The following is a 12531-nucleotide window of genomic DNA, read 5'->3' as shown; positions in this document are numbered from 1 at the left end:
GTTATGTCCTCGCTTCAGTCGCTATCATCGCCAACGTCGCTTCAACCGCCGCCTCAATTCCCGCCGCTGCTTCAGCAATGTTTTGCGCCAGCATATAAGCTGGCGTGCTGACTAATTTTCGCTCTGCATCCACCACAAATTCCTGCACCGGACAATCAATGTGCTCGCCGCCCATTGCTTCAATCGCTTGTGCGGTAGCTTGGTCATTGCCGATGGTCAGTTTGGCGTCTTGCCCATAAATTCGAGGAATCATGGTTGGCGAGATACAAATGTAGCAGGCCGGTTTTTTTGCGGCGGCCATCGCTTTGGCGAAGTGTAAAACGTCGGGCTGGATTTGGCAGGCACTGCCTTTAAATGCGAAGTCGGAGAGGTTTTTCGCTGCGCCAAAACCACCTGGGAAAAATACGGCGGCGTAGTCATGGCTATCGGCGTTTTTGATATCGATAATTTCACCACGGGCAATCCTGGCAGATTCCACTAACACATTGCGGTTTTCGCCTTCAGTGACTTGGCCTGTTAAATGGTTAATCACGTGCGCTTGATTGATGTTGGGCGCCATACATTGGTAGGGAACACCTGCGCAGGATAGCGCGAGCATGGTTAATACGCTCTCATGAATTTCTGCGCCATCAAAAACGCCGCAGCCAGATAAAACGATCGCTACTTTCATGTTGTATCCTTTTAAATAATTGAACCGTAAATTAGCGGGTAAATACCAAGCGCAAACCTAAAGCAATAAAAATGCTGCCAGCAACTCTATCTAGCCATAATCCTGCTTTTGGACGTTGATTTAACCATTGTCCAACCGCGCCGGAAAAATAACCGAGCAAGCTAAATAACAGGACTCCTTGAGCCGTAAAAATTAAACCTAGTTGAGCAGTTTGCCAACCGATGTGGCCATTTTTTTGCAATACAAATTGCGGTAAAAATGAGAGGAAAAACAGCACGACTTTGGGATTGATGCTGTTGGCAATTAAACCCTTGGAAAATAATTTCAACAGCGTTTCTTCTGACATTGACGTTGCGCCCAGCTTAGTTGGCGTACTTAAGCCACTGCTGCGCAATGCTTGCACGCCCAAGTAAATAAGATATAAGCCGCCCGCAATTTTTAAGGCGCTAAAGGCGATAGGTGAGGCGGCGATCAGCGCGCTGATGCCAAGTGCTGCTAGCAAGGTATGCGACAAGCAGCCGAGTGCGCATCCCAAGCCAAACGCCATACCTTGTTTGCGTCCGCGTGAAATGCCAACACCTAATACCATTAAATTATCTGGACCCGGTGAAACAGTGATTAAAAGAGCGGCGGCTAAAAAGCCAAAAAATTGTTCAGGAGTGAGTAGCATGAGTTTTAAAAATGGTTAAGTTTATTTGCCTTCATCGTATAAAGGCTTGTTTTTGTCAACAACGTGAACAGTAAAAATTTTAAGATTGGTATCGCCGACGATGGTGAATCCGCCGTGCATGACATCACGCTGATTTAAAAGGGGCGTTCCGGTGGCCAGCATGCGCGGTTTTTTACCCGGTTCTTGTATCATCGCGCCCTGTAAAACATACGCCGATTCTACGCCGTGATGAAAATGTTTATGAACGAAATCGCCGGGTTTAAATTCAACAATCGAGCTGACAATTTCCATATTTGGTGTACCCGAAAAATCAGTGCGATTTAATTCGGTTCGATATGTCGAATCATCTGCGTAGCTAGTGGAAATGAGCGTAAATGAGAAAAGTAATGTGCTACAAATTGAAAAAAATGACCGTAACAAGGATGATTGAATGCAGTTTTTTAAGCAGTTGTTCATATCCGTCTCCTCTTGGTAATTCACTTAATTCGCTTACAAAAAACGCACTTAGTAGCGGGGACAATAAATGCAAATATTAGCATTTAAAGATTCGCCGCTTCAATCTCGCTACTGGCTTAAAGTGCAGCTTTGTTATTTTGAGATACGCCTAAAGTCGGCAAACCGAAAACCCATTGCAAACAAACTAACAAAATAAACGAACATGCAGGCTGACAATACGCCTGTTAAATACAATGCACGTAAATAGTAGTGTTTTTGTAACGCTACCCAGTCAAACTGACTATTGAGATAGAGCGCAACTGCTGCCATTAACAACAGCGCACCGGTTTGCTTGATGAAAAAGAACAGCCATCCTGGTTGCGGTTTGTAAATACCGTGACGTTTGAGCAAAGCAAATAAAAAGCCGGCATTTAAACACGCGCCTAAGCCGACCGATAAAGCCAGCCCGACATGCGCCAGGCTGGGCACAAAAATGGAATTCATTATTTGCGTTGCCACCAACACGCCAATGGCAATTTTCACCGGTGTTTTGATATTTTGTTTGGCATAAAAACCGGGTGCTAAAATTTTAACCAAGATTAAACCGATCAAACCTATGCCATAAGCCACTAAAGCATGGCTGGTCTGGATAACTGCCAGGCCATCAAATTTACCGTAATGAAATAACACGGTAGTGAGTGGTACCGATAAGGTGGCTAGTCCAACGGCGGCTGGCAGTGCCAATAAAAAAGTAAGGCGTAATCCCCAGTCTAATAGAGAAGAATACTCTTCATGGTCGCCTACGCTGTTAGCTTTGGATAAGCTGGGTAGCAACACTGTGCCTAAGGTCACTCCCAATAAAGCGGTTGGAAATTCCATTAAACGATCCGCACAATATAGCCAGGAAACGCTGCCAGTGGCTAATTGCGAGGCTATATTTGAGTTAATCAATATACTGATTTGGGAAGCGGAAACCGCAAAAATAGCCGGACCCATATTTTTTAAAATACGTTTGACAGCAGGGTCTTGGAACGCCGCAATAGGTTTTAACGAAATCTTGGGCAGCATGCCAATTTTAATTAAAGCGGGAATTTGTATCGCAAGCTGCAAAACGCCACCGATGACAACGGCAATGGCGAACGCATAAACAGGTTGCGCTAATTGCGGCGCTAATAAAAAAGCACAGCCAATAGAAGACACATTCAACAAGACGGGTGAGAAAGCGGGGATCTTAAATTCATGCCAAGTATTTAAAATGCCGCCTGCCAGGGCGACCAATGAAATCATTCCAATGTAAGGAAACATAATGCGGGTCATGACGACGGTGACATTAAATTTTTCTGGATTGCTGACAAAACCGCTGGCAAGTGCGTACACAAATAAGGGCGCGGCCACAACGCCGATGAAACTCGTAATGAGTAGACACCAAGTTAGTATGGTTGCTACCGAATTAACTAAGGACTTGGTCGCATCATGCCCTTGTTGATTTTTATATTCCGCCAGAATGGGAACAAAAGCCTGGGAAAATGCCCCTTCGGCGAAGACGCGACGTAATAAATTGGGAATGCGAAAGGCGATATAGTAAGCATCCGAATAGGCGGATGCGCCGATCAGCTTTGCAAACAACATGTCACGGATTAGGCCGGTAATGCGCGAAAGCATCGTCATGCTACTCATGGTAGCGAGGGTTTTAAGCAGGTTCATGGAGCGGCATTATAACGGGATGTGGTATTTATAGTGCTGAAAGCAACTGATTACTGGTAATTTGCGTAGGAAAGTTAAGTCGTTCTTGTAAGTTCAAATAAATTCGATTAGAATAGCGAGCTGTACAGAATTCTCTGCCATCGCAATTTGTGACGGCACATTGACATCGTTTAGGAAATTTCATGGCAAATACCGCACAAGCGCGCAAACGTGCTCGTCAAGCAGTAAAACAAAACGCTCACAACTCTAGTCAACGTTCGACTTTGCGTACTGCTATCAAAGCAGTTCGTAAGGCAATTTTGGCTGGCGACAAAGCTGTTGCAACTTCAATATTTCAGGCTTCAGTGTCTACTATTGATAGCATTGCGGATAAAAAAATTATCCACAAAAACAAAGCTGCTCGTCATAAAAGCCGTTTAGCTGCTGCTTTAAAAGCATTGTCTTAATTGTTTAGGGCTACTTTGTAATAAAGGTAGTCGTAAAACTTAGCAGTGTGACCCTTTAATTAGGGTGAGTGCAAAAAAACCACATGAATTTATTCGTGTGGTTTTTTGTCGTCTAGCGTTACTCATTTGCTGTTAATGAGTTAACGCTCGGTTATGCTGATTTACGGTTTCAATACATCAATTTTGGTGCCGGGCTTAATGTTTTTACGCTTAAACCACTCTGCATTCATTTCTAATGCGTAACGGGCAGGCTTAACCGTGCAATGATTGGTTTCTGTTTGCGGCAGCATTTCTTCGATATTTAAAATAACGCCTTCGTTATCCATAAAAGCTACGGAAAGCGGTAGCAGAGTATTTTTCATCCACATGCAATAACCGGCTGGGCGATCAAATACAAACAACATGCCATTGTTTTGTCCCATTTCCTTGCGATTCATTAAGCCCGTTTCACGTTGTTCTTCCGTTGAGGCAATTTCAGCTTGAATCACAAACATGCCGGCAGTGAGTTGTTTTACTGGCAGACTTTGTTGCGCAAATGCGGGACTCATGGCGAGCGTGAGAAGAAGGGTGCTGGTAGCGCGGAAAATAAATGTTCGCATAGTGTGTAAAGGTAATAAGTGAATATGAAAAAAGCAGGATACCCTGCCTTTTCATCGGAAGCTAGTGCCGAATTGTTATTTTAAAGTAACTTCAAGCCATTCCCCTGGCAAAAGTGGGTGGCTTGCCAGCGAATATGGCCCAATAGCGCTACGCACTAAGCGTAAAGTGGGTAAGCCCACAGCGGCTGTCATGCGCCTGACTTGACGGTTTTTACCTTCTTTTAGTGTTATCGCCAGCCAGTTGGTTGGAATTTCAATTCTTTCCCGAATAGGCGGGGTGCGCGGCCAAAGCCATTCGGGAGGCTGTATATGTTGTACTTGGCACGGTTGGGTGGTGAAATCGCCTAAGTTGAGCGGTTGACTCAAGCGGTGCAACTGTTCTTTGTCTGGAATTCCTTCCACTTGGACTAAATACGTTTTTGCTTCCTTATGGTCAGGATGGCTAATTTTGTGCTGTAGTTGACCGTTATCGGTGAGCAGCATTAATCCTTCGCTGTCTGCATCCAGTCGTCCGGCAGGATAAATGCCGGGGATGGTGATGTAGTTAGCTAGCGTTGGGCGGGTTTCGTGAGCTGAGAATTGGCTCATGACCTGGAATGGTTTATTGAATAGAATGAGTTTCATACCGAGAGTGTCGCAAATTTATGGCATCTAGTAAAATACTAGTGCATAATGTGAAATCACCTGTCTTATGTCTTATATAAGAGCAGGGGCTCATGCAAAACTGCCCCAGCGGCGTTATATCTCCTTGCCGTACTAAAGTACTGTCAGCGTTGATATGCCTTGCTGGACCAATTTTGCATAAGTCCCAAAGAATATAGGAATTAACATTGAGCTGCGCTAAAAATTACAAAACAGTGTAAATCGCAATTCAATGTATACAATAAGATCTGACTTATCTACTACAGGCGCTGACTAGCGCTGCCTTACTTCGGAGAACACAATGTATCAACACATTAAAGTACCTACCGACGGTCAAAAAATCACCGTCAATGCTGATTATTCAATCAACGTTCCGCACAATCCGATCATTCCTTATATCGAAGGCGATGGCACTGGTGTAGATATTAGCCCAGTGATGATCAAGGTAATTGATGCAGCCGTTGCTAAAGCTTACGGTGGTCAACGCAAAATTAGCTGGATGGAAATCTACGCTGGCGAAAAATCAACTCAAGTATATGGCCCGGATGTTTGGTTGCCAGAAGAAACATTACGCGTTTTAAAAGATTACGTTGTATCGATCAAAGGCCCATTGACTACGCCAGTTGGCGGCGGGATCCGTTCATTGAACGTGGCTTTGCGTCAAGAGTTGGATTTGTATGTTTGCTTGCGTCCAGTGCGTTATTTCAAAGGCGTTCCTTCACCAGTGCGTGAGCCAGAAAAAACCGACATGGTGATTTTCCGTGAAAACTCGGAAGACATTTATGCTGGTGTTGAATTCCAAGAAGGTTCAGATCAAGTTAAGAAATTGATCGCATTCCTGGTCAATGAAATGGGCGTTAAAAAGATCCGCTTCCCAGAAACTTCCGGTATCGGTATCAAGCCAGTTTCACGCGAAGGCACTGAGCGTTTGGTACGTAAAGCAATTCAATACGCGATTGATAACGACAAGCCATCCGTGACTATCGTTCACAAAGGCAACATCATGAAATACACCGAAGGTGGTTTCCGTGATTGGGCATATGCATTAGCGCAAAAAGAATTCGGTGCTGAATTGATTGATGGCGGCCCATGGTGCAAATTCAAGAATCCAAAAACTGGTAAAGAAATCATCGTTAAAGATTCTATTGCTGATGCATTCTTGCAACAAATTTTGTTGCGTCCAGCGGAATACAGCGTTATTGCTACATTGAATTTGAATGGCGATTATATTTCCGATGCGTTAGCAGCTCAGGTTGGCGGTATTGGTATCGCTCCAGGCGCTAACTTGTCTGATTCCATCGCGATGTTCGAAGCAACACACGGCACAGCGCCAAAATATGCTGGTAAAGATTATGTGAACCCAGGTTCATTAATTTTATCCGCTGAAATGATGTTGCGTCACATGGGTTGGTTGGAAGCGGCTGATTTGTTGATTAGCTCAATGAGCAAATCGATTGCTCAAAAACGGGTAACTTACGATTTCGCCCGTTTGATGGAAGGCGCTACACAGTTGTCTTGCTCAGGTTTTGGCGATGCCATGATCGAAAACATGTAATCAGTTCTATAGTTTGAAATAAAAAAAGACCGATTTATCGGTCTTTTTTTATTGGTAAATATGATTTCACCAACAAAAAAAGCTCCGCGAGCGGAGCTTGATAAGCAATCCTAAAAATTAATTAGGAGCTTGAATATTTGATGCTTGCTTGCCTTTAGGCCCTTGAGTCACTTCAAATTGTACTTTTTGGCCTTCTTTAAGCGTTTTGAATCCGTTCATTTGGATTGCTGAGAAGTGGGCGAATAAGTCTTCACCGCCGTCATCCGGAGTGATAAAGCCGAAGCCTTTTGAATCATTAAACCATTTAACTGTGCCAGTTGCCATAATACATCTTTCAGAAAATATCAAAAACACGAGCCGCCAGAAATTCAGCAATATGCCAATCCTCCTAAACTTGCCCTCTCATTGTTAGTGAGAAGAAAATATCTCATTAACAATTTCATTTTTGTATCAAAGATTAACAATGTCAAGAATTTTCACGAGAGCATTATGTTTTGTATGGAATTTTTCACGAAAAACTGTTTTAAAACAGCAATTAGCCACATTTTTAGTGGGAATTTACAACACTCGACATATGTTTCGTCAAGGCAATTTAAATGAAATTAATTCACTAAAGCATGAATTCAGCTATTGATCTTCAGCAATTTAGCGCCATCTTTTAGCAACGAAAGCGCATGACGCAAAATTTGAATTACACTGTTTATTTGAAGCTTTGAATTAGTTGGAATCTGTTAAATTTACTTATGGCAAATAAGCACGAAAATAGTACAGTGATAGAGCGGCAGACAGAAAAGTTAAAGCCGCCCTCAATGTATCAAGTGGTTTTATTGAATGACGACTATACCCCAATGGAATTTGTGGTTATCGTGATTCAGGAATACTTTAATAAAGGCCGTGAAACAGCGATGCAAATCATGCTTAAAGTACATCGTGATGGTAAGGGCGTATGCGGAGTTTTTCCTAAAGATATTGCTGCGACGAAAGTTGATTTAGTAATGGCATATGCCAGGCAAGCAGGGCATCCCCTGCAATGTGTGATGGAGGAAGTATGATTGCGCAAGAATTAGAAGTAAGTTTACATATGGCGTTTGTTGAAGCGCGGCAAGCTCGATATGAATTCATTACTGTAGAGCATCTATTGCTCGCTTTATTAGATAATCCTTCCGCAGCTGAAGTTATGCGCGCATGCGCTGTGAATATTGAAGATTTGCGTAAAACTCTGAGCAACTTCGTTAGCGATAACACGCCGACGGTAGCTGGCACGGGTGAGGTAGATACTCAACCTACGCTAGGTTTTCAACGCGTGATTCAACGTGCGATTATGCACGTTCAATCTGCCTCCAATGGTAAGAAAGAAGTCACAGGCGCGAATGTGCTGGTGGCTATTTTTGGTGAAAAAGATTCGCACGCGGTGTACTACCTGCATCAGCAAGGCGTAACGCGTTTAGATGTGGTTAACTTTATTTCGCATGGCGTTAGAAAAGATAATCCAACTGATGCGCAGAAATCACCCGATGGCATAGAAGAATCGCATAGCGAAGCGCAGGCCAAAGAAAGTGCTTTAGATCAATTTACCTTGAATCTGAACATAGCCGCTGCCGAAGGAAAAATTGATCCACTGGTTGGTCGCGACAGCGAAGTAGAGCGGGTTGTGCAAATTTTATGCCGCCGCCGAAAAAATAATCCTTTATTGGTCGGTGAAGCTGGCGTCGGTAAAACCGCCATCGCGGAAGGCTTAGCTTTGCGCATCACCTTGGGCGATGTACCCGATATTTTGCAGAATGCCGTCGTGTATTCGCTCGACATGGGTTCTTTGCTGGCTGGGACAAAATATCGGGGCGACTTTGAATTACGCTTAAAAGCGGTCTTGAAACAGTTAAAAGATGCGCCGAACGGGATTTTGTTTATTGATGAAATCCATACCATTATCGGTGCTGGTTCTGCATCGGGTGGGACGCTGGACGCCTCTAATTTGTTAAAGCCTGCGCTTTCATCGGGCCAATTAAAATGCATAGGTGCAACCACTTACACCGAATATCGTGGTGTGTTTGAAAAGGATCATGCTTTGTCACGTCGCTTCCAAAAAATCGACGTAATTGAGCCGACCATAGAGCAAACTGTGCAGATTTTACGCGGTTTGAAAACACGCTTTGAAGAGCATCACAACGTTAAATACTCGGCTTCTGCGCTGACTTCAGCAGCAGAATTGTCGGCACGGTTTATCAATGACCGCCATTTGCCCGATAAGGCGATTGATGTGATTGACGAGGCTGGCGCTGCGCAACGCGTGTTGCCTAAATCAAAGCAAAAGAAAACCATTGGGCGATTAGAAATTGAAGAAATCATTTCTAAGATTGCGAGAATTCCGCCGCAAACAGTTAACCAGGATGATCGCAGCAAACTGCAAACCATCGAGCGCGATTTGAAAAATGTCGTGTTTGGTCAAGACCCGGCGATTGATGCCTTGTCTTCGGCCATCAAGATGGCGCGCGCTGGTTTAGGCAAACTCGATAAACCAATCGGTTCTTTCCTGTTTTCCGGCCCAACCGGGGTTGGTAAAACCGAAATGGCGAAGCAGTTAGCGTTCACTTTGGGCATTGAGTTAATTCGTTTTGATATGTCCGAATACATGGAGCGCCATGCTGTGAGCCGTTTAATCGGCGCGCCACCGGGTTATGTCGGATTTGACCAGGGCGGTTTGCTGACCGAAGCGATTTCTAAAAAACCGCATACGGTATTGTTGCTTGATGAGATAGAAAAAGCGCATCCCGATGTGTTTAATATTTTGTTGCAGGTGATGGATCACGGCACGCTCACCGACAATAACGGTCGCAAGGCAGACTTCCGCAATGTGATTATTATCATGACTACGAACGCTGGTGCAGAGAGCTTGCAGAAACGTTCCATTGGCTTCACTGACAATAAAGAAGCCGGCGATGAAATGGCCGATATTAAGCGCATGTTTACACCGGAATTCCGTAATCGTTTAGACGCCATTATTAGCTTTGGCGCGCTGGATGAAGCGATTATTTTACGGGTGGTTGATAAGTTCTTGATGCAGCTGGAAGAGCAGTTGCATGAGAAAAAAGTGGATGCTATTTTCACTGATAATTTACGACAATTCCTCGGTAAAAAAGGCTTTGATCCATTGATGGGCGCACGTCCAATGGCGCGCTTGATTCAAGATACGATACGTAAAGCACTGGCCGATGAACTGTTATTTGGTAAGTTAGTCTCAGGCGGAAAAGTGCAGGTTGATCTGGATGAAAATAATCAGATCAAACTGGATTTTTCAGAAGGTGATGCGCGACCATCGGCAACCCAAGAAGCTGTGGAAGCAGAGTAGTTGAATTTGACTCAGAGCCTGTAAATATACAGTGGTACGTATAAATATTATTTTGAGTAGTATATTTAGAACGATGATAAATAAAAAACACCGCCTGTCAGGCGGTGTTTTCATTGGTAAACGAGTAGAGTGGATATAGCTTTGTGCTCACCCTCTATAACTGAAATTTTCTCATAACATCTATTTCTATGACTGAATTAAACAACATTCGAATGCTCACCCGCTATAAGGCATGGGCTAATAAAATAATTTATGAAACCGTTGCGTCCTTGCCTGCCGATGAGGCAACCAAGGAGCGTCCCACCCGTTTTAAAAACATGGTGCACACCCTTAATCATATCTACGTGATCGACCATATTTTTCAGGCACATCTGGAGGGGCGAAAGCATGATTATCAAGCGCGTAATACGCCGACTCATCCACCACTTGAACAACTGTGGCAGTCGGTGCAAGTTTTAGATAACTGGTATGTGGAATTGAGTGATAAGTTAACGGCCGATGCGCTGGGCGAGATGATCAATTTTCATTTTGTCGATGGTGGTGCAGGCAGAATGACGCGAGCGCAAATGATTTTACATGTGGTAAACCATGGAACATATCATCGTGGATTCGTCGGCGACATGCTGTATCAGGTGCCGGTTATTCCCCCGGCGACCGATCTTCCGGTGTTTTTACGTGATGTGCCTCAGAATTAATAGCGCTTGGAAAATTAATTAGCGAGTAGGTGGCGCTCCTTTGTACCAATCTATAGCTAATGCAAACAGTATCAATTATTGGTAATTTTCAGCATGCGATTCGGTGAATTACCTAGGCGCGAACTTGACACGCCGGCCTCGGTTAATTTGAATACATCCAGCGCCTGGGTTAATTTTTCAGCTTCGCTATTCATCGAAGCCGCAGCCGACGCGGCTTCTTCCACCATCGCGGAATTCTGTTGCGTCATTTCGTCCATATGTTCAATCGCGCGGCCGATTTCCTGTATGCCGGTGCTTTGATCCTGGCTGGCGGAAGAAATTTCTTTCATGATGTCGCTAACCCGTTTGACCGAATCAACAATTTCCCCCATGGTTTTCCCTGCCTGATCGACCAATTGTGAGCCTTGAGTTACTTTTTCAACGGAGTCGCTGATCAGCGTTTTAATCTCTTTCGCCGCTGCCGCACTACGTTGTGCCAGGTTGCGAACTTCCGAGGCGACGACGGCAAAGCCGCGCCCTTGTTCACCGGCGCGTGCAGCTTCAACCGCAGCGTTTAGGGCCAGAATATTGGTTTGAAAAGCGATTCCATCAATCACGGTAATGATGTCGACGATTTTTTTCGACGAGCCGTTAATTTCGGACATGGTTCCAATTACCTGGCTGACGACTTGCCCGCCTTTTACGGCAACATCCGAGGCGATGTCGACCAGATGATTGGCCTGTTTAGCACTATCGGCATTTTGTTTGACGGTATCGCTCAATGACGTCATGGAGCTGGAGGTTTCCTGCAAGCTGTTGGCCTGCGATTCGGTGCGTGAAGATAAATCATTGTTACCGGATGCGATTTCTGAACTGGCTAATTTAATCGTTTCTGCTGAAATTTTAATATCTGACACCATCAGCTCGAGTTTGCTTTTCATTTCTTTTAAGGCCACCAACAAACTGCCTGTATCGTTTGCATCGGTTTCAATCGTCATCGATAAATCACCGGCGGCAATGGCGACGGCAATGTCTCTGGTGTATTCAGGTTCGCCGCCCAGTTGTTGCCAAATTCCGCGTACCACCACAAAGGACACGCCGCCCAGAGTCAGAATAACCAGGACGGCAACCAGTATGGTGGTAGTCATCACATTGGTGACGCTATCGCCGCTACGTTCAACGCCGGTTTTAAATTGTTTTTTTGCGGTCTCCAGAGTTTTAACAAGATCAGCTTGCACGACGTTTAATGAGCTCTGCATTTTCCCGATGAGTGGCATCGGGTCACCCTCATCCAGACTCATCATCATTCTGGCAACGCCTAGTGCTGGCGAGTAATAGGCTTCAAATTCTTTAGTCAGGCGAGTCGCAGTATTTTGTTGCCCAACAATCTGACCTAAATTTTTAATATTGTCGCGAATATTTTTGGCACTGAGCTCAATGGCATCCAAGCGTTTTTTATCGCCTTCGCTAACTGCTTCTTGAAGCGCTTTCACTAAGCCATTCACGTCCGTGATTAAGGATTTGGTTTGATCGAGAAGTGGATAATCAATCGTTTCAGTGGTATTGATGGATGAGATAGCAATAGTGGAAAAGTAAATACTCACGGCCAAACCAATACCGAAAATAACCGTGGCAGTGGCAGGTAAAGCCCAAATCCGGCGCTTGATGCTCATGCTCATATATCATCCTCTCAAGGAGATAGCTTATTCACTTTATTGATTTATTGAATACAAAACGTTAGCGCGACTTTAGGCTGAACTCTTTTCAATATAGTCAATGGTCGTTAAATT

General features: G+C 44.4%; 13 protein-coding genes. 5 read left to right on the top strand and 8 right to left on the bottom strand.

Annotated features, from left to right (window positions below; translation table 11 throughout):
* Position 1: 1 nt before the first annotated feature.
* The 4 genes from elbB to murJ form a co-directional block, all read right to left on the bottom strand.
* Positions 2 to 670 (bottom strand): isoprenoid biosynthesis glyoxalase ElbB, encoded by a 669-nt coding sequence (gene elbB / locus S2091_RS00445; RefSeq protein ID WP_105529811.1) that lies wholly within the window; start codon positions 668 to 670, stop codon positions 2 to 4.
* Positions 671 to 701: 31 nt separating this feature from the next.
* Entirely contained in the window at positions 702 to 1340 is a 639-nt protein-coding gene (locus S2091_RS00440; protein WP_105529810.1) for a LysE family translocator, read from the bottom strand.
* A 21-nt stretch (positions 1341 to 1361) separates the two neighbouring features.
* Entirely contained in the window at positions 1362 to 1796 is a 435-nt protein-coding gene (locus S2091_RS00435) for a cupin domain-containing protein (RefSeq protein WP_243405252.1), read from the bottom strand.
* A gap of 132 nt (positions 1797 to 1928) precedes the next feature.
* A complete protein-coding gene (gene murJ / locus S2091_RS00430) occupies positions 1929 to 3479 on the bottom strand; it encodes a murein biosynthesis integral membrane protein MurJ (RefSeq protein WP_105529809.1) in 1551 nt (516 codons plus the stop codon).
* Between the two features lie 182 nt (positions 3480 to 3661).
* Between murJ and rpsT the strand changes: the two genes are divergently transcribed.
* Positions 3662 to 3925 (top strand): 30S ribosomal protein S20, encoded by a 264-nt coding sequence (rpsT, locus tag S2091_RS00425; protein WP_105529808.1) that lies wholly within the window; start codon positions 3662 to 3664, stop codon positions 3923 to 3925.
* A 161-nt stretch (positions 3926 to 4086) separates the two neighbouring features.
* On the opposite strand, the gene S2091_RS00420 is transcribed toward rpsT, so the two are convergent.
* Both S2091_RS00420 and S2091_RS00415 read right to left on the bottom strand, forming a co-directional pair.
* Entirely contained in the window at positions 4087 to 4524 is a 438-nt protein-coding gene (locus S2091_RS00420; protein WP_105529807.1) for a DUF192 domain-containing protein, read from the bottom strand.
* Positions 4525 to 4599: 75 nt separating this feature from the next.
* Positions 4600 to 5148 carry a pseudouridine synthase gene (locus S2091_RS00415; protein ID WP_105529806.1) on the bottom strand — a complete coding sequence of 183 codons (549 nt, stop codon included), beginning with the start codon at positions 5146 to 5148 and terminating at the stop codon, positions 4600 to 4602.
* 319 nt (positions 5149 to 5467) lie between these two features.
* On the opposite strand from S2091_RS00415, the gene icd reads away from it, so the two are divergent.
* Positions 5468 to 6721 (top strand): NADP-dependent isocitrate dehydrogenase, encoded by a 1254-nt coding sequence (icd, locus tag S2091_RS00410; RefSeq protein ID WP_105529805.1) that lies wholly within the window; start codon positions 5468 to 5470, stop codon positions 6719 to 6721.
* Positions 6722 to 6838: 117 nt separating this feature from the next.
* Here icd and cspE read toward each other — a convergent pair whose 3' ends face one another.
* Positions 6839 to 7045, bottom strand: a complete 207-nt coding sequence (gene cspE, locus S2091_RS00405; protein WP_105529804.1) for a transcription antiterminator/RNA stability regulator CspE — start codon at positions 7043 to 7045, stop codon at positions 6839 to 6841.
* A 419-nt stretch (positions 7046 to 7464) separates the two neighbouring features.
* On the opposite strand from cspE, the gene clpS reads away from it, so the two are divergent.
* The 3 genes from clpS to S2091_RS00390 all read left to right on the top strand — a co-directional run bounded on the left by clpS (position 7465) and on the right by S2091_RS00390 (position 10762).
* A complete protein-coding gene (clpS, locus tag S2091_RS00400) occupies positions 7465 to 7773 on the top strand; it encodes an ATP-dependent Clp protease adapter ClpS (protein ID WP_105529803.1) in 309 nt (102 codons plus the stop codon).
* On the top strand, positions 7770 to 10067 hold the full coding sequence (gene clpA / locus S2091_RS00395; RefSeq protein WP_105529802.1) for an ATP-dependent Clp protease ATP-binding subunit ClpA: 2298 nt from the start codon (positions 7770 to 7772) through the stop codon (positions 10065 to 10067). Before clpS ends, clpA begins: the two co-directional genes overlap by 4 nt.
* A 188-nt stretch (positions 10068 to 10255) precedes the next feature.
* Positions 10256 to 10762: a DinB family protein gene (locus S2091_RS00390; RefSeq protein ID WP_105529801.1), complete on the top strand. Its 507-nt coding sequence runs from the start codon at positions 10256 to 10258 to the stop codon at positions 10760 to 10762.
* Positions 10763 to 10833: 71 nt separating this feature from the next.
* Here S2091_RS00390 and S2091_RS00385 read toward each other — a convergent pair whose 3' ends face one another.
* Positions 10834 to 12420: a methyl-accepting chemotaxis protein gene (locus S2091_RS00385; RefSeq protein WP_423828219.1), complete on the bottom strand. Its 1587-nt coding sequence runs from the start codon at positions 12418 to 12420 to the stop codon at positions 10834 to 10836.
* Between the last annotated feature and the right edge of the window lie 111 nt (positions 12421 to 12531).

It is taken from the genome of Solimicrobium silvestre, from assembly GCF_002976435.1.
In the GTDB taxonomy this organism is placed as follows: domain Bacteria; phylum Pseudomonadota; class Gammaproteobacteria; order Burkholderiales; family Burkholderiaceae_D; genus Solimicrobium; species Solimicrobium silvestre.
Note: the sequence above shows the minus strand (reverse complement) of the source record. Positions and strands in the feature narration are given on the sequence as shown.

Coding starts and splice junctions, on each gene's coding strand:
- elbB (WP_105529811.1), bottom strand. CDS start 670: ATGAAAGTAGCGATCGTTTTATCTGGCTGCGGCGTTTTTGATGGCGCA.
- S2091_RS00440 (WP_105529810.1), bottom strand. CDS start 1,340: ATGCTACTCACTCCTGAACAATTTTTTGGCTTTTTAGCCGCCGCTCTT.
- S2091_RS00435 (WP_243405252.1), bottom strand. CDS start 1,796: ATGAACAACTGCTTAAAAAACTGCATTCAATCATCCTTGTTACGGTCA.
- murJ (WP_105529809.1), bottom strand. CDS start 3,479: ATGAACCTGCTTAAAACCCTCGCTACCATGAGTAGCATGACGATGCTT.
- rpsT (WP_105529808.1), top strand. CDS start 3,662: ATGGCAAATACCGCACAAGCGCGCAAACGTGCTCGTCAAGCAGTAAAA.
- S2091_RS00420 (WP_105529807.1), bottom strand. CDS start 4,524: ATGCGAACATTTATTTTCCGCGCTACCAGCACCCTTCTTCTCACGCTC.
- S2091_RS00415 (WP_105529806.1), bottom strand. CDS start 5,148: ATGAAACTCATTCTATTCAATAAACCATTCCAGGTCATGAGCCAATTC.
- icd (WP_105529805.1), top strand. CDS start 5,468: ATGTATCAACACATTAAAGTACCTACCGACGGTCAAAAAATCACCGTC.
- cspE (WP_105529804.1), bottom strand. CDS start 7,045: ATGGCAACTGGCACAGTTAAATGGTTTAATGATTCAAAAGGCTTCGGC.
- clpS (WP_105529803.1), top strand. CDS start 7,465: ATGGCAAATAAGCACGAAAATAGTACAGTGATAGAGCGGCAGACAGAA.
- clpA (WP_105529802.1), top strand. CDS start 7,770: ATGATTGCGCAAGAATTAGAAGTAAGTTTACATATGGCGTTTGTTGAA.
- S2091_RS00390 (WP_105529801.1), top strand. CDS start 10,256: ATGACTGAATTAAACAACATTCGAATGCTCACCCGCTATAAGGCATGG.
- S2091_RS00385 (WP_423828219.1), bottom strand. CDS start 12,420: ATGAGCATGAGCATCAAGCGCCGGATTTGGGCTTTACCTGCCACTGCC.